The organism is Nostoc sp. LEGE 06077 (assembly GCF_015207705.1).
Taxonomy (GTDB): domain Bacteria; phylum Cyanobacteriota; class Cyanobacteriia; order Cyanobacteriales; family Nostocaceae; genus Nostoc_B.
In genome coordinates, this window is the sequence record NZ_JADEWI010000001.1 from 31,307 (window position 1) to 48,248 (window position 16,942).

General features: G+C 41.3%; 10 protein-coding genes. 4 read left to right on the forward strand and 6 right to left on the reverse strand.

The genetic code is table 11. The features are described 5' to 3' along the window. Position 1: 1 nt before the first annotated feature. Positions 2 to 1,315, reverse strand: a complete 1,314-nt coding sequence (locus IQ244_RS00165) for a cytochrome P450 (protein ID WP_193889057.1) — start codon at positions 1,313 to 1,315, stop codon at positions 2 to 4. A 219-nt stretch (positions 1,316 to 1,534) separates the two neighbouring features. On the opposite strand from IQ244_RS00165, the gene IQ244_RS00170 reads away from it, so the two are divergent. After that, complete coding sequence (locus tag IQ244_RS00170; protein WP_193889058.1) at positions 1,535 to 1,762, forward strand: DUF2281 domain-containing protein; 228 nt, start codon at positions 1,535 to 1,537, stop codon at positions 1,760 to 1,762. Positions 1,763 to 1,767: 5 nt separating this feature from the next. Here IQ244_RS00170 and IQ244_RS32275 read toward each other — a convergent pair whose 3' ends face one another. The 3 genes from IQ244_RS32275 to IQ244_RS00185 all read right to left on the reverse strand — a co-directional run bounded on the left by IQ244_RS32275 (position 1,768) and on the right by IQ244_RS00185 (position 9,221). After that, the gene (locus IQ244_RS32275) at positions 1,768 to 5,733 is read right to left on the reverse strand and encodes an Ig-like domain-containing protein (protein WP_322746010.1); all 3,966 of its coding nucleotides are present in this window, start codon (positions 5,731 to 5,733) and stop codon (positions 1,768 to 1,770) included. A 390-nt stretch (positions 5,734 to 6,123) separates the two neighbouring features. Continuing rightward, positions 6,124 to 7,707 carry a peroxidase family protein gene (locus IQ244_RS00180; protein ID WP_193889059.1) on the reverse strand — a complete coding sequence of 528 codons (1,584 nt, stop codon included), beginning with the start codon at positions 7,705 to 7,707 and terminating at the stop codon, positions 6,124 to 6,126. Between the two features lie 821 nt (positions 7,708 to 8,528). Further along, positions 8,529 to 9,221 carry a response regulator transcription factor gene (locus tag IQ244_RS00185; RefSeq protein ID WP_096583860.1) on the reverse strand — a complete coding sequence of 231 codons (693 nt, stop codon included), beginning with the start codon at positions 9,219 to 9,221 and terminating at the stop codon, positions 8,529 to 8,531. A gap of 86 nt (positions 9,222 to 9,307) precedes the next feature. Here IQ244_RS00185 and IQ244_RS00190 point away from each other — a divergent pair, with 86 nt between their 5' ends. Then, on the forward strand, positions 9,308 to 10,705 hold the full coding sequence (locus tag IQ244_RS00190) for an ATP-binding protein (protein ID WP_193889060.1): 1,398 nt from the start codon (positions 9,308 to 9,310) through the stop codon (positions 10,703 to 10,705). Positions 10,706 to 10,950: 245 nt separating this feature from the next. Here IQ244_RS00190 and ilvD read toward each other — a convergent pair whose 3' ends face one another. Next, positions 10,951 to 12,642: a dihydroxy-acid dehydratase gene (ilvD, locus tag IQ244_RS00195; protein ID WP_193889061.1), complete on the reverse strand. Its 1,692-nt coding sequence runs from the start codon at positions 12,640 to 12,642 to the stop codon at positions 10,951 to 10,953. A gap of 278 nt (positions 12,643 to 12,920) precedes the next feature. On the opposite strand from ilvD, the gene modA reads away from it, so the two are divergent. Together modA and IQ244_RS00205 are read left to right on the forward strand one after the other, a co-directional pair. Further along, positions 12,921 to 13,835 carry a molybdate ABC transporter substrate-binding protein gene (modA, locus tag IQ244_RS00200; protein ID WP_193889062.1) on the forward strand — a complete coding sequence of 305 codons (915 nt, stop codon included), beginning with the start codon at positions 12,921 to 12,923 and terminating at the stop codon, positions 13,833 to 13,835. Positions 13,836 to 13,910: 75 nt separating this feature from the next. Beyond that, positions 13,911 to 14,627 (forward strand): PEP-CTERM sorting domain-containing protein, encoded by a 717-nt coding sequence (locus IQ244_RS00205; protein ID WP_193889287.1) that lies wholly within the window; start codon positions 13,911 to 13,913, stop codon positions 14,625 to 14,627. Between the two features lie 121 nt (positions 14,628 to 14,748). Here IQ244_RS00205 and IQ244_RS00210 read toward each other — a convergent pair whose 3' ends face one another. Further along, positions 14,749 to 16,644 carry a S8 family serine peptidase gene (locus tag IQ244_RS00210; RefSeq protein WP_193889063.1) on the reverse strand — a complete coding sequence of 632 codons (1,896 nt, stop codon included), beginning with the start codon at positions 16,642 to 16,644 and terminating at the stop codon, positions 14,749 to 14,751. Positions 16,645 to 16,942 lie beyond the last annotated feature (298 nt).

Here is a 16,942-nt window from a genome sequence, read left to right on the forward strand (position 1 = left end):
TTCACCGGGGCTGGAATCGAACTTTCAACCCATCTTTGGGACGGTTTGTGGGAATTCGGACTGTAGCCAAACTTTGGTTAGGTAAGATTTCCCAATCATAGCTGCGTAAAAGATGGGCAGCAACAATCTTCATTTCCATTTTGGCAAATGCCACACCAATACACACCCTCGGCCCGCCACCAAAACCAATTAAGCTGAAAGGATATTGTTTATGTTCCTGGCGCTGAGGGCTGAAACGTTCAGGATCAAACCGTTCTGGTTCAGGGTAGATTTCTGCTAGGTTGTGAGTAGTTAAAATTGAATAATATAATTGCCAACCAGCCGGGACATAATAACCATCATATTCAAATTCTTTGACTATCCCACGAAATCCCCCGGCGACTGGTGGATGTAGTCGTTCTACTTCCCATAAAATTTGGTCTAAATAAGGCATTTTACCCAATTGTTCTAGAGTTAAAGAACCGGATTGAGCAAGTTGCAACTGTTCTTCTCTGGCGCGGTGTAAAATCTCTGGATGAAGGGCTAACTCTGTTGCGAACCAAGTCAACATTGCAGTTGTGGTTTCATGTCCCGCAAAGAGTAATAGCACGGCTTGGACAATAATTTCTTTTTCACTGAGGTTGTTACCATCTTCATCCGTCGCTTGAATTAATAAACTCAAAACATCTTTGCTGGGATTTTGCTGGCGTGCTTTTACAACCTGAGCAACATGGTCTAAAATTTGATTGCGAGATGCGATCGCTTTGCTAAAGGTAGTAAAAGGTAGGGGTAAAGTATTTAAAGCAAAAAAACCGTTGGTGAGGTTGGAAAATAATCCACTTAAACGGATAACTTCCTCACTGGAACTTGTACCTAATAACAGTTGACTAGCAATATCAAATGTGAGTTTTTTAAATTCTTCAAACCAGGTAAATTCCTGTTTAGTTTGCCATTGTTTGAGATAATTACAGGTAATCTTGTCCATTGTGGTGACGTAATTTGCCAGTGCTGGCCCATGTAATGCTGGCATCATCAAACGGCGATTTCTGCGATGTTCTTCGCCATCTTGTAAAAATAATGATTCACCTAACAATACTTTAAAATTTTCCGGCCAGCCTTCACGCCAAGAAAAATTTTCGATATGGCTAGAAAGGACAAACTCAACTGCTTCTGGCCCTATCATTGCTACTGTTGGTCTACCTAAAATATGGGTTTTAAAAATCGCACCATAACGCTGATAGCGTTTTTCTGCAAAGTTTAAGTCTGCCAAAAAAGATAGAGTTTCTCCGACAACTGGTAAACCAAAGCTTCCTGGTGGTAGTGATAATTTATTCATGAGACTCGCGATCGCACTTTGTCAATTTTAATTAACTTATGTCTCTGTGGGAAACTTACGTTAGAATATTTTGTGGCCAATAAGGACGTTTTCTAGTTTTATAGCAGTAGCCAAGTTTCTTAGGACATCGATAAATAATAAAACTTAGACACCACAAAGCTTTTAACCCTGTCACCTATTATCTGTCCCCTGCTATATGTACTTGCTGAGTGACTCTGTATGACTATCGCCGAACAAATTTATGAACTCGTCAAATCTCTTCCTCAAGACCAAGCTAGTGAGATTCTCACTTTTGCTGAATCTATTCGTGCTAAATATCTAAATGCCCATCAACTAAGCAATACAGTTACTCCCCAGCAATGGAAAGAACTAGTTTATTCCTTAGCTGGAAGTTGGGGACAGGACTATGAGGGTAGGACAGAAAGCCTACCCTACAAGAAGCTTTAATTAAGCTATGCAATCACAGTGAAATCAGTATTGCTCAAGGTTGGTCGATTAGATAGTTGGGCTATTTGAACTTTGGCAATACTACCAACGCCATCTTGATCAAAGAACAGTTTACCTGTGTTTCTGTCGTAGATAAAGCGATCGCTGGCTGCTGTTGCACTACTACCCAAACGGAATAAGCCAAGGTCAAGTGTACCTAGGGTTTGATTAAGTCCAAATTCTGACTGAGAGACAACAATATTATCAATACCAGACACAAAGTCAGTGATAATATCGGAATTTCCCGCCCCACGATTGAGATAAAAGCTATCTCTACCATTTCCACCAGCCAGAATATCTTTACCTAAGCCGCCGATGAGGGTGTCATTCCCAGCATCACCAAGCAGCATATCGTCACCCGCACCACCATTTAAGGTGTCATTGCCATCTCCACCATAAACAATATCACTGCCATTCTCACCATAGAGGCTATCATTCCCAGCCCCGCCATCGAGTATGTCACTGCCATCTCCACCATAAAGGATATCGTTATTACCTAAGCCGCTAATAATATCGTTACCGCCCAAACCCCGAATTACGTCAATTCTGCTAGTTCCTAGCAAGATATTATTACCGTTAGTGCCGTTAATCTGGTTACTACCAAGGGTAACAGTGAGATTAACTGTAGCTGTGGTAGTTAAATTGCCATCACTAACGGTGTAGGTAAAACTGTCAGCGCCAGTGAAGCCAATTTGCGGTGTGTAGGTAAAGGTGTTATCGTTATTTCTCACCAAATTACCTGTTGTGGGATTGGTAAAGCTGTTGATAGTCAGGGGATTACTATCTGGGTCGCTATCATTTGCCAACACGTTAATAATTACTGGTTGAATATCCGTAGTTGTGGCGCTGTCATTCCTAGCGGTTGGTGCTTCGTTTACGTTAGTTACAGCTAAATTGAAATTAGCCACCGCATCAGGAGTATTACCAACTGTCAGATCATCAACAGCTACTGTCACACTGTAGTTAGAGTGGGTTTCAAAATCTAAATTAGTGTTAGCCCGCAGATACAATACAGAATTATCGATTTCAAATAAACTAGCATCTACACCAGTCAAACTTAGGTTATTTGTGCCTCGTCCATCATCGGTAATAGATATATCTGCAACTTTGATGCGGTTAGTTGTGTTGCTATTTTCATTTATGCTAGTAACGGCATTATTAAATGTCACCGCAGTTGGTGCTTGGTTGGCTGGTGGTAAATTAAACCTGGCAATCACAGGATCATGGTCGCTATCCTGATCAAAAAACTCTGAGTTTATGTGAACGACATCATAGCCATCTAAGTTATTGACCAAGTTTTGACTCGCCAAAATGTGGTCAAGTACCTGGGCGTTACCTTGAAAATTATAGGTGTAACGCTCATTTGCAGGCAGAGTTTCAATTAAGGAAGTCAGTCCAGCACCTTCAAGTGTGTTGATAGGATTAGAAAACTCAAAGTCGTTCAAGTCACCCAGCACCGCTATATTGGCATTGGGGTTAATTGCCAAAATCTCTTGCACAAAGTTTCTCACAATTGTGGCTTGTTGCTGGCGTTGCGCTTCACTGCTGAGAACTGGCGGTTGACTTGGGCCGAATAAAGGTTGGTCGCCACCTTTGGAGTTAAAGTGATTGCCAATAAGATAAACAGTTTGACCGTTGAAGACAAACTCACCAACTAAGGGTTTACGGCTGCTACTGAACGCAGAATTAGTGGGGTCAATTAACCCAGGACTAGTAGAAAGAGTGGGAGTACCATCAACATTAGTGACGGAAATGTTCGTAGTGGAACCACCACCGGGACGGTCTACAAAGGTAACACGTTCGGGGTTAAACAAGTAACCAACGCGAATATTACCGCCTGGTTCACCACCATTAGTATCATCCACTGGGTTAATCTGACGATATTCATATCTGGGGCCGCCAGCTGTGTAGATCGCATCTATTAATGTCTGAAAAGTTAAACTGGCATCAACTACACTGTCATTCGTCGCCCCGTTGTTGTCCTGGATTTCTTCCAGAGAAAGAATATCTGGCGCTCCCAGGTTATTCACAATGCGATTAGCCAAGTTATCAAACTGAGTTGCACCATCACCCGGATCAAGGTTTTCCACGTTGAAAGTTGCAACCGTTAATTGATCGGCAGTGCCTGTTAAGTTTGTAACTTCTCTTTGCAGAGTTGATGGCTGTACTACTGTCGGTGCAGATGAAACCAGAACTTCATAATTGTTAAAATCGTAGTTAACTACACCTGTAATTGTACTGAGTTGAGCGCCGACATTTACACTTGGCAATGTGATTGAGCCATTGATTAAATCATCAATTTGAATCCGTTCTGGGTTGCTGTCGGTGGCTGTAATCAAGCTCCCGCCTCGCTCAGTCCGGCTTGTGGCATTAGCACCGTTATCTGCCAGCACCCAGATTTCCTCAGAAGTACCAAAGTTGCCAGTGGGAGATGTAGTCACAGGATTATTAATCTGCACCAACATCCCTTCCAAGCTTTCGTAAAAATCGATACCTTCATTGACTGGATCGAAATCTCCACCCGTTTCTACATTCCCATTAGTACCAAAGTCATCGTTGATTACCTGGGTGGGAATCGTCCGTCCGCCATTGCCTAGTATTGTTGGGGTAATAGTTGTAGTCGGTGCATCTGTCCAAGCACTCACACTCAGACTCTGCACATTATTGTTACTACCAATTTGGGTAATAGTCAGGTTGTTGGAGTTGTTAGCTGGGCGAAATTCTGACACTGTACCACTAACTAAGACCGCTTCGCCGACGGTACGGGCGCTGAGAAGAGCAGAAGTAGTCCCAGTGAAAACAAAAATCCCGTCAGAAGTTGCATCATTGTTATCGGGAGTGGGATCTTGGATGTAGAAGCCGTTAGAAGCGATCGCTGTGACAATCCCGGCTACATTCACAACCCCTTGGCCATTGAGAGATGAAATATGTGCTGTGCCTTGAATGTCATGAATGCGGATTGCCCCAGGTGCAACATCATTATCAGTAATTGTGACTGTAGCTGTGGCGGTTGCGCCTAAATTGTAATCAACAGTATCCACCAGCGTTAGCGTAACGGTTTCATTCCCCTCTACTAAAGAGTCATCCACGGGGGTAATTGTGATATCCACAAAGGACTGTCCAGCAGGGATAATCACACTACTCGTCAGATTTGGTGTGTAGTCTGTTTGATCTGCACCACCAGCAACTGTGTAATTAACAGTCAGCGCATTGCTTGGATCGCCTGTGCGAGTAATGCGGAAAGTTCCGGGGTCGGTTGCTGCTTCGGCGGCTGTTGCATCAGTAGCTGCGATCGCCACTGTGGGAACCGCAGGCGGCGTGACTCCAGTAGAAAGGGAAAAATCATCAATCCCCAAACCATCATCTGAACCGGAGGCGTTAAAATCCACCCAACGGAACCAAAAGGTGGCTCCAACGGGGATATTTAGCCCTGTAATAGCTGTGGTGATTTGAGTACTATTTGTATTTCCATCCAGCGCTCCTACAGTTCCAGTAGTTACGGGAGAATTGAAATCTAAATTATCAACATCTACCCAAGTTCCTGCATTCAAAGACGTTGCATCCAGACTGTACTGAAAATCTAAGCGATCAGATCCTCTATTGGCTGCACCCAAACGCCATTGTTCACCTCGATAGGACAGATTCAACGTTGTAATTGTGCTACCTGTTGTATTCGTAAAACTTGCGCCGATTGTGGGAGTTATCGTACCTGAAAGTAATGTTCCAAAAGCTCTCTCACTAGAACCTGTTGCACCGAAACTGTATGTATCGCCTGCGGTATTAGAGCCAGTACCAGTAGTGTACTGTCCATTGACATTTGCACTGGTTCCAGTTTCCAACAATGCCCAACCAGAAGGAACTACACTACTGTTACCAGAAGATGCCAAACTATCAAAGTTCTCAGAATAAGAGCCATTAAATTGAATCGACATTACTGTTTGTCCTCAGAGATATTTGCAGAGACATGAAATTTAGAGCGATAGACAGATATGCTTCGCTCGTAAACATAGAATTACGCTTCAATCAGGCAGTCCTGATCAGACTTGCCACACTACTGCATTGAGTGTTTTTGTATATACTGCAACTTAAGTAGAGACTAATTTTTCTGTGTCAATCGTCTCCGAAAACTTACTGAATCAAGGTTAAGGGAATAATAGGAAAAGGTAAATTTAGAGAATATTTATAAAAAAGCAAAAAGCAGGTGAGTATAAATCACTTGCTTTTTGCTTTCTTTGCTTTTTGGATATTGTCTCAAACTGCTCAGTCGTAGTTAGGTCGGTGGAAATAAATCAAACTATGTTATGAAAAGTCCGACAATAACATCACTGACCACGACTAGCCGGAGCTACACCAGCAAAAGTTAAGAAATCAGTCATCCGAAAATCTTGAGGTTTGCCAGTTTTGGTAGGTAAAGTTGGCACCCAAGACGGATTTACATTGAGATAAGAATTTGGATCAACCTGAAGCAGACCGATAATTACCTCACCAACAATCCGACCACCAACTTGACCCAGATGTAAGCCTTTTTCTTTCAGTTCAGCTTCTTTGAGGATGTAGTACCACAGCGGTGTGGAGGTATCGAAGGTAGGGTAAATACTCCGAAGCTCGGCCAAGTCGTACTTACTTAGTACGGGTACACCCATCTTTTGAGCGATGCTTTGACCAGATGGTAGTAGCCAAGTTAAGTGTCGGAGCAGGTTACGTTGGATAAGTGAAGTCGGAGGAGTACCTGAACCAATAGTCTGAAGTGGCAAGTTAAACAGTGGGCTAGAAATTTTCGTATCGATTAATTTATTCGGTCTGACTTGATTATCTCCAAAGTCGAAGAATGTCTGCCATCCAATAAAGCGTCGTGCTGCTCTTGCTCGACCGCGGAGGTCATCTGGATCAGGTTTTCCCTCTTGAGAAGGATCGAAAATGAATGCAAAGAAGGGCTGTCCATTGTCACCAGCTAAGTTGGCTCGGTAAGAAGGCCGGATCATACTGTGACCGATACGATAACCAATTTGAAACTCAACAGGGATAAATCCTCTATTTGGCAAGGGATTATAAAATTTACGCCCATTTTTTAATATGTCATTTACCATATCCTGACCAACTACCAGTGGCAAAAATTCATGGAGGATTGTCCATTGGTAGTGCCATGTGGTCAATTGACGAGCTTGACGAAAAACATCATCGTTCGAGATATTAGGAGACTTGGATCTAATTAAATCCACCTGATGATTGTGGAAGCTATAGAATGCAGCTACCAACCCACTGATAATTAGATGCTGATCGCCGCGTGGATCAGCGATAATCGCTCGATTGTTTGCGTCTCTTGGTAAATCCTCAAACAAGCCGCCACTTTCAAGTCTCAGCTTGATTGGATCTTTAGGGTCGTATAAATTTGGCGAACCTATCGGCCCAGAACCGTATATATTATCAAGGTCAAAGGCTGCGGTTCGAGAGTTTGTTGCAGTGACTGGAGGTGTTACTTGGCCAAGTCGAGATGTCGTATCAAAGGTTATGTCAAGATCCAAAAACTGGGACATAAAGGTTGTACCAGCTGTATGGGTAGGGTTGTTGGGATTGTTAACGTTGAGAGTAGGATCAGTGATCAGGGCTATTGGCCCTGCGGCTAAATTGTCTTTAGCATCTAAGATACCCCCAGGTTTACCCATTTCCATCAGAGCATTTTTAACAACTGGGCTGGGTGGCGCAAAGGGTGGTAGATTACGAAACATCCGGCCGAATCTACTGGGTAGAGTCGCATCAACAGACTGTGCTTTCACTTCTCTGTCAAGAAAACCACCCACTATCACACCGATAGTAAAAATAGCAGTAATAGCGATCGCTAACACAGAAAGAATTTTCTTTTTCAAGAGTGCTTTATCTTTCGAGCCTTTAACTTTTGGGCTATTCATAATTTTCATTAGGACTACTTAACAAAAAACAAGTATGTGCAGTTATGACATCTGCACAAAACTGACTCTATCCGTTTACGTCAGCCACAGTTCTTGTAAAACACAGAAGTAATCTCAGATTTTACTTTTAAAAAAAGGGAAAACACAAAAATAGTAAAAACCTAAAGACAATACCAAACCTTTATCTTTACAAGCTAATCCAACATCAACCTGTACTAAATTTGCCAATTAAAATGTATAACGACAGCAAACTTACAGGACAGGGGTAATTATTCTTACAGAGAAAATAGAGATTTTTATTAGCTTATTTAAAAATTTAAAATTAATTAACGTGAAGGTATATGGTATTCATACTCCATGTATAGGACTTACGCATGAGGTTATCTGGTGTAAAGGTTTGAGAGACATACATCCATACACCCTTCCCGAAATCCTTGATTGCTTGTCTCACTACGTAAGTTCTCTGTTAATTTCGGTAATGATTGATGAATAGAAAGTAATAGATGAACAAAGCTCATTAATTAAAAGCAGATTGTCATATCTACCACTACCACGATCACATTTATTCATAAGTTTAGTAAACTCTGTTTTCTTTAATTACTCCAAATCAAGTAAATTTTTTGAACCCTGATAAATAATTAAATAGAGACAATTGAATACCAACTCCAATACTGAAAAGTGGAATTTGATATTTATCTTTTTAACTTCAAATATTAGAATATTATATTAATATGCAATCCTCGTGTAGAGTTTGTGTATAATTCGTGTAGATAATCCTGACTAAATTTTCAACGCTGCTGATGAGATGAGCATCATGATGACTATTTCAAGCGATATCCTAGTCCATGAACAGTTTCAATGAAGTTTTCTGCTGCACCTAACGCCTTCAGCTTTTGTCGAATGCACCTAATATGAGATCTGATTGTTTCTTCAACAGGGGATTCATCAACTGACCAAACTTGTTCAATAATGCTAGAACGACTTAGTACTCGTCTACCATTAGCAACCAGTAATTCTAAAATTGCATATTCTTTTAGAGTTAATGATAAGGGATAGCTATCGTAAGTAGCTTCATAGGTGCTGGGATTTAGGTACAATTTTTCCCATAACAGACTTACTGTGCTGCTGGAACTACCTCGTCTAAGTAACGCACGAATTCTAGCCATTAATTCTTCTAAATCAAATGGCTTGGCTACATAATCATCTGCACCAGCATCTAACCCAGCAATCTTGTCCGCTACGGTATCACGGGCTGTTAACATCAACACTGGTATAGTCGCATTACGATGTGCAGCATTGTTTATGCCGACAGTACGTAACTGGTGACAAAACTTAATTCCATCTAGCTTAGGCAAGGTTATATCCAGGACTATTAAATCATATTTCATGGATTGTGTAGAGTTCCAAGCTGCTTCTCCATCTTTAGCAATATCCACCACATATTGCCGTCTGTTGAGTGCTTCTGCTAGTACTTCTGCGAGTTGAATATCATCTTCAACTACTAAAATCCGCATATTTGATCTTTTATTGAGTAACAGGCAAAGATATCAGCAATGCCTTTAATTTATCATGTATAAGCAACTATTGTTTAACTCAATCTATGACTCAGCAATTGATCAAATGGACTTTCCCCGAAAAATGGATTATGGGAGGTTTTGGTTTAACCCTGTTGCTGATGGTAATTATCTGTTTTGTTTCGTTAAAAAACACAGATGAAATCAAATATGGAGCTAACAGGGTGCAGCAGACATATCAAACCCTCAATGCTTTGACAAATTTCTATGGCGCAATGACTGCCGCAGAATCAGCTAGACGAGGATATATTTTTTTAGGTAGTAGTCAGGATTTGCAGCGTTATTATCATGCAACGGCAGATATGCGCTCTCAACTGCAAATATTGCAAAAACAAATACATCCGTATGGGAATCAGGAAAAACGATTAGTAAGTTTCAATTTACTAGTCAATCAAAGATTATCTTTGTTAGAGCAATCTATAAAACTTTACCAAAAAGATAAAAAAGCATTGTTGGTACAAAATAATATTACCGTTAGCAGTGTTCAGATTCGAGAAGAAATCTTAAAGGTGATAGCAGATATTAAAGCAGAAGAACAAACTTATCTCCAAGATTCATTAGAGCAATCAAAACAAAGTATTTATTTCCGAATTTTTATCGAAGTTTTCACAACATTTTTAATTTTAATCATAATTTTTGGTTTATGTGTAATTCTGGAAAAGCAATGGATTAAACGTGAGCTAATTAGAGACTTAGAATCTTCTTTAGCTCAAGAAAAGAAAATAGGTGATTTAAAGATTCAATTGTTTTCTATGATTTCTCATGAATTTCGGACACCTTTAAGTATAATTTTACTTTCATCCCAGTTATTAAGTGAAAGCCTCGAAAATCTAGTAGATGAACAGCACTTAAAGAATGTTTTTCGTATTCAATCTTCTGCTAAAATCATGAATCATATATTAACTGATATATTAATTTTAACGCGAGCCGAAGCAGGTCAGTTAGATTTTAAATTACAAGTAATAAATTTAGAAAACTTTTGTTTAAATCTAGTAGAAGATTTCCAGCTTTTTGCTACAACAGCAAATAAAATCAGATTTCAAAAAATGGGTTCTATTGTTAGAGCTAGTATTGATGAAAGGCTTTTGTATTCTATTCTTAGCAATTTGTTATTCAATGCTATCAAATATTCAAATAACGAAACCGCAATTTATTTAATACTAAAATCTGAAGCGGATCTGATAACTTTTCAAGTTATTGATCAAGGAATTGGTATTCCATTAGCAGAGCAACATAAAATATATGAGCCTTTTTACCGATGCCAAAATGTTGAAAATATCGCTGGAACAGGGTTAGGGTTAGCAGTTGTCAAAAAATGTATAGAACTACATCAAGGAAAAATTATCGTAGAGAGTAAAGTAGATACAGGTACGACATTTACGATCATGATTCCTCAAGAAAACACAGAGGATGCTAGATATTGAAGGTATACTCCTAACTTGAAAGTGCTGTAAAGCCCTGCGAGCATGGCTGCGCTTAGAGCGGTAGCGGGGCGTTCAGTCCGTGCTGAGTAAAAATTCTAGTAGCTAGTCAAGAGTTGCTCTTTCATGTTTGGTTGTAAGATTTTCTCGTGATTAGCTGTTTATTTATCTGCGTTCATCTGTCTGGAAAAGTTTTGCGCCGGGAAACCCGGACGCGCAAACTTTCCGCTGCGTTTATCTGCGGTTGATTAACTATCAAACAAACCTAAGTCTGTGACTGCACCAAGGCTACTGGAAGATACTAACTTGGCATACTTGGCCAATACACCTTTAGTGTAACGTGGGGCTGGGGGTTGCCAATTAGCACGGCGGCGGGCTAATTCTTCATCAGAAATATTCAACTGTAACAGCCGCGCTGGAGCATCAATGGTGATGGTATCACCTTCTTCGACTAAGGCGATCGCTCCGCCGACAGCTGCTTCTGGGGCAACGTGACCAACTACCATCCCGTAAGTACCGCCGGAGAAACGTCCATCGGTAATTAATCCTACAGAATCACCCAAACCAGCACCAATAATTGCCGATGTGGGAGCCAACATTTCCCGCATTCCTGGGCCGCCTTTGGGGCCTTCGTAACGAATCACCAGGACATCACCAGCTTGAATTTTGCCTGCCAAAATCGCATCTAAACAAGCTTCTTCCGATTCAAATACTCTGGCGGGGCCGGTAATGATTGGTTTTTTCACCCCGGTAATTTTAGCTACTGCACCTTCAGTAGCGAGATTACCTTTGAGAACTGCCAAGTGACCTTGAGCATACATGGGTTTATCCCAAGGGCGAATCACATCTTGGTCAGCCCTGGGTTCATTCGGCACATCTGCAAGCACTTCGGCAATGGTTTGACCACTGATGGTAATACAGTCACCATGCAGCAAATCATGTACCAGCAGCATTTTCATGACTTGGGGAATACCGCCAGCTTTGTGTAAGTCTGTGGCTACATATCTACCACTGGGTTTTAAATCGCACAGTACGGGAACCCGTCCGCGAATAGTTTCAAAGTCATCTATGGTTAATTCCACACCAGCCGCACTGGCGATCGCCAAAAAATGTAATACTGCATTGGTAGAACCACCGACTGCCATAATTACCGATATAGCATTTTCTATAGATTTGCGGGTGATAATCTGGCGTGGTAATAATTGCTTACGAATAGCTTCTACTAAAACAAAAGCTGATTTTTCCGTACTGTCGGCTTTTTCAGCATCTTCGGCTGCCATTGTAGAAGAATAAGGTAAACTCATCCCCATTGCTTCAAAAGCCGATGACATGGTGTTAGCTGTAAACATCCCGCCGCAAGAGCCAGCACCCGGACAAGCATTTTGTTCAACTGCGGTTAATTCAGTTTCGTCAATTTTGCCAGCACTATATTGACCAACCGCTTCAAAGGAACTGACTACAGTTAAATCACGACCGTTGTAGTGTCCGGGTTTGATGGTACCACCATAGACAAAAATCGCCGGAATATTCATCCGCGCGATCGCCAGCATTGCCCCTGGCATATTTTTATCACACCCACCAATGGCTAACACGCCATCCATACTTTGTCCTGTACAGGCGGTTTCAATGGAATCGGCAATTACTTCTCTTGACACTAGGGAATATTTCATCCCTTCCGTTCCCATTGAGATCCCATCACTGATGGTAATTGTACCGAAGATTTGCGGCATAGCTCCAGCACTTTTAATACCAGCTTCTGCCCTTTGTGCCAGTTTATTTATCCCCATGTTACAGGGAGTAATAGTGCTGTAGCCATTGGCAACACCGACAATTGCTTTGTTAAAATCTGCATCTTGAAAACCAACTGCCCGCAGCATCGCGCGATTCGGCGATCGCTGTACACCTTGTGTTACAATCCGGCTTCTCAAATTATCCGACATCTTTCTTCCTTTGCCTTCATCGCTTGTATGGCGATCGTATTATCTGATTTTCTCATGCCTACGTAGCACACAAGAGCATCTGAATCAGTGTTGATCAATTTATTTATTGCCGAGTTTTTACCACAGTATTTTGTCAGGATTTTATTACCAAATATATTGGTAATAACTACCAACCCTGGTAGGATTACTCATAGTATTATTACCAAATATATTGGTAAATTCCCCTGTGGTTGGTAATATACGCCTGCGTCAACCTTACACCAACTAGATGATTCAGAATGTTTCTAACTCGAAAAAGAGGTTTGATCACCTGGATAGCTGCGGCAATTACCAGCTTACTGTTAGTAATAGGCTTACCGCTGCTCAATCAGACAGCCGAAAAAGCACAGGCGGCAGTTACCTTGCGGGTCTTTGCCGCAGTTAGCTTATCAGAAGTACTACCAGAAATTGAAAGTGCCTTCATTGCCGCTAACCCCAGCTTGGGAGCTACTTTTGTCAACACTTTTGATTCTTCTGGTGCGTTGCTCAATCAAATCAACTTGCCAGCCAATCAGTCAGCAGGTATCCCAGATATTTTTATCTCGGCAGCGACAACGCAAATGACTAGCTTGCAGACTGCTGGACAATTAGCTTCCGGTTGGCCTGTGACAATTGCAACTAACCGTCTAGTCTTGATTAGACCGAATACACCGACTTCTCCAGCACCAAGTCCGACGATCGCCGGTATTGATAGACTGACAAACAGCACCACCAGCAGTCCTCCCAGAACTGGCATTAGAGGGATTGCTATCGGTGATCCCGCAACCGTCCCCGCCGGAGCCTATGCTCAACAAGCTCTCCAAAGCACCCTCAGTGGTTGTGGTGCAGGTAGCTACAACACACTCCTAAATAGTCCGACTGCCAACAAGCTAGTATTTGCGAGTAATGTCCGTAACGTCTTGGCGGCAGTACAAAATAAAACGCTTAGTGGCAACACAATTGATGCAGGTCTAGTTTACACAACTGACCAAAGAATTTCTAATAGTACTACCTTCATCACAACTGTGGCACAAAACTGCCACAGTTCGATTGTCTATCCGGCGGCTGTACTCAACAGAACTACTAATCTTACGGCTGCAACTAGTTTTGCCAACTTCTTATCAAGCTCTACAGCCAGAGGTAGGTTTACTACTCGTGGATTTGGTACTCCCTAACCTCAGAAAATCTGCGATCGCTTTTTCAGCAACTTTTTATTCTCGTGACATTTAAACTATTTGGAGTTAAATCTGATGAAATCATCGAAAAATATAGGATTGCTTGTTGTTGGTATGACTAGCGCCATTGCTATTACTGGTGCTTATATTCCCCAGGCGCAAGCAGTAAGAGTAAATCTAGTGCAGAACGGCGATTTTGAAGCAGACCCACTGGTAAATCCTGATTATGACCCCACTCTACCTAATCCTTTTATTACTGGCTGGAATAATAACAGTCTGATTGGTGTTGATATCTTTGCTAATCGTTTGTCAAATTATCCCAACCCAGCGACCAATGGTTTACGTAGCGTCGAACTTGGCTATACTCCGCCTGGAACATTAGCTTACCTTTCACAGACTCTAGCTACAAAGAAAAATCAGGAGTATGAACTCAGCTTTTACTTAGCCTCTGTAGAAGAAGCACCTCGTCTTGATAACATATTTCAAGTATTTGTCGGTGGACAAAAGCAGTTAGAACTAACAAACCTCACCTTAAATCCTGATTCCCTACAGAATTTCCAAAAATACACCGTTAATTTTGTCGCTACATCGAGAGTTACAGATTTAACATTTGCCAGTCGTACTGGATATGACTGGTTAAACTTAGATGATGTGAGTGTTTACCGAGTCAGTAATGGGAATTCACAAGGTAGCGGGAACCAAGCTGTACCTGAACCAACCACTATTGGTGGTATCGCTATTGCTGGGTTACTAGGCAGTTGGTTGAAGCGCAAAAAAGCTGCGAGTTGTTAGTTTTCGTTAGGGAGTAGGGTGAAGGAGTATAGGGTGTATAAGGGTGTAAGTGTTCAAAACCCTTACATCCCTATACCCAGTCTCCCCAGACAATTTTTGTGTGTAAGTCCTGTTAATGACCTTATGCTGTCAAACTATTGCTGGCGGTAGTTGTGATGATCTTACGTACTTGGGCATCAGTGAGATTTTTATTGGCACTGAGCATCAAAGCTACTACCCCAGCAACATGAGGTGTTGCCATTGATGTGCCGTTCCAAGCAGCATACTTATGGCCTGGAAGTGTAGAATAAACACCTACACCGGGGGCTGTCACATAGCTAAGTAGTTCAGCGCCAGCTAAATTAGAAAAGTCTGCCATATTCCCAGATTGATCAACTGCTCCCACTGCCAGACCCCAATCTTTGGCATAGCTGGCAGGATAGTATGGTGTGGAACCACTGGCATTTCCCGCAGCCATGACGACAATTACACCTTTACTACTGGCATATTGAACAGCTGATTGGATATCTGTATTTGGCTGATCCTTGCCAATACTTAGGTTAATCACATTCGCTCCATTGTCCACAGCGTAACGAATACCATTTGCGATCGCACTATCAGCGCCAGAACCATTATCACTTAAAACTTTCACTGGCATAATCTTGGCATTATAAGCAATACCTGTCACACCAAAGCTATTTTTTACTCCGGCGATCGTACCTGCAACGTGAGTACCATGACCGTTCTTGTCTAGGGTGTTATTGTTGTTACTCACAAAATTCCAACCGTAGACATCATCAATATAGCCATTGCCATCATCATCTTTACCATTACCTGCTATTTCCTTGGTATTTTTCCAGATATTAGAACTTAAATCTCGATGGTTGCGGTCAACGCCACTATCTACAACCGCAACAGTAATTCCTGCGCCTGTATATCCTTTAGCCCAGACTTCTGGCGCTTTGATCAAGTCTGCGCCCCAGTTGTGACCCCCCAAGTCAGGAACATCTGCAAAGGTAGTTTGAGCTAAAGCTTGAGCCACTGCGGCGGCTGCATTAATTAAGCCGTAACCATTTGTAGAACTAAAACTATTCTTCAGGGCGATCGCTTTAGCAACGATATTATTACTTTCATTCGTTTCAACTACATTGTTGTTACCATCAGCTTTGTATAACAGATAATAACTACCTACGGTAATATTCTTCTCAATGCTAAAAGTGACTGTTCGGGAACTGTAAGCACCTGGATTTAGACTAGCAATTTCATCAGAACCTAAATACAAATCATCATTACTAACTGTTTTATCCCTAGATAGATAAAACATTGTAGAGCTAGGAAAGGCTTTGCCAACACCTTGATTCTTGACACGATAACTAACTTTAAAGCTTTCTCCCACAGATATAGAACTGGGAGCAACAGCATTTTGAATGATCAAATCTGTCTTCGTTTGAGTAATATTGATAGCCTGAGCAAAAGTGTTATTATTTACATTGCTTTCAATAGCATCACCATTACCATTAGCTTGAGAAAGTAAATAATAACTACCAGCGGCAAGATTATTTTCGATTTTGAGTGCGACTGATTCTGAACTATAAGCACCACCAGTAATACCATCAACGTAGTCTGAGCCTAAGTACACATCATCATCACTCACAGTTTGATCATGCGATAGATAAAAAAGTGTGTAGCTAGAAAAAGCATTTTCTGCACCTTGATTTTTGACTTGATAGTTCAGGTTAATTGTACTACCAGCAGTTATTGAAGCTGGAGCTACAGGATTTTGTACTATTAGGTCTGGTTGGGCAGATGTCAGAGCGATCGCTTGAGTATTTACTTGGTTATTTTGTTGATTTGAGCTAGTGATATCAGATCCAGCATTACTGGATTTTAAAGCAGATGAATAACTCTGATAATTTAGAGATTTCAGTCCGTTTTTTGTAGGAGATATTAAGCTGACTTGATGGTGATGATTTTCCCAAATATTCGGCTTACTAGTCGCGCTAGAAATAAGATTTATATTTTTTTGCTCAGAAAGCATATCAGAATATTTTCACTTATATTTTGCCCTGGTATCTGACTGGAATTAAGTAAACAATTAACGAATTTGGGCGGTTTTTCGCACACCAAATTTCCAGCAGCAAGTATTCATACAAACCTACTGGTTAGATAAGTGTTCTTCTAGCCACACCGCAGAAGCTTTATTCAGTCAAGATTTTTTAGATAATACCATAAAAGTTGGTATCAAGCTTATGAGGTTGGTATAACAAGCATAGTTAGTCTGTGTTCAACTTGAACATTCTTTGCTTAAGACTGTCATTTCTATCTACAAAGTACGA

Bases quoted from the DNA above. Each gene is read 5' to 3' on its own strand.
- IQ244_RS00205 (WP_193889287.1), top strand. From the start codon at position 13,911: ATGAAATCATCGAAAAATATAGGATTGCTTGTTGTTGGTATGACTAGC.
- IQ244_RS00210 (WP_193889063.1), bottom strand. From the start codon at position 16,644: ATGCTTTCTGAGCAAAAAAATATAAATCTTATTTCTAGCGCGACTAGT.
- IQ244_RS00170 (WP_193889058.1), top strand. From the start codon at position 1,535: ATGACTATCGCCGAACAAATTTATGAACTCGTCAAATCTCTTCCTCAA.
- modA (WP_193889062.1), top strand. From the start codon at position 12,921: ATGTTTCTAACTCGAAAAAGAGGTTTGATCACCTGGATAGCTGCGGCA.
- IQ244_RS00165 (WP_193889057.1), bottom strand. From the start codon at position 1,315: ATGAATAAATTATCACTACCACCAGGAAGCTTTGGTTTACCAGTTGTC.
- IQ244_RS00190 (WP_193889060.1), top strand. From the start codon at position 9,308: ATGACTCAGCAATTGATCAAATGGACTTTCCCCGAAAAATGGATTATG.
- IQ244_RS32275 (WP_322746010.1), bottom strand. From the start codon at position 5,733: ATGTCGATTCAATTTAATGGCTCTTATTCTGAGAACTTTGATAGTTTG.
- ilvD (WP_193889061.1), bottom strand. From the start codon at position 12,642: ATGTCGGATAATTTGAGAAGCCGGATTGTAACACAAGGTGTACAGCGA.
- IQ244_RS00180 (WP_193889059.1), bottom strand. From the start codon at position 7,707: ATGAATAGCCCAAAAGTTAAAGGCTCGAAAGATAAAGCACTCTTGAAA.
- IQ244_RS00185 (WP_096583860.1), bottom strand. From the start codon at position 9,221: ATGCGGATTTTAGTAGTTGAAGATGATATTCAACTCGCAGAAGTACTA.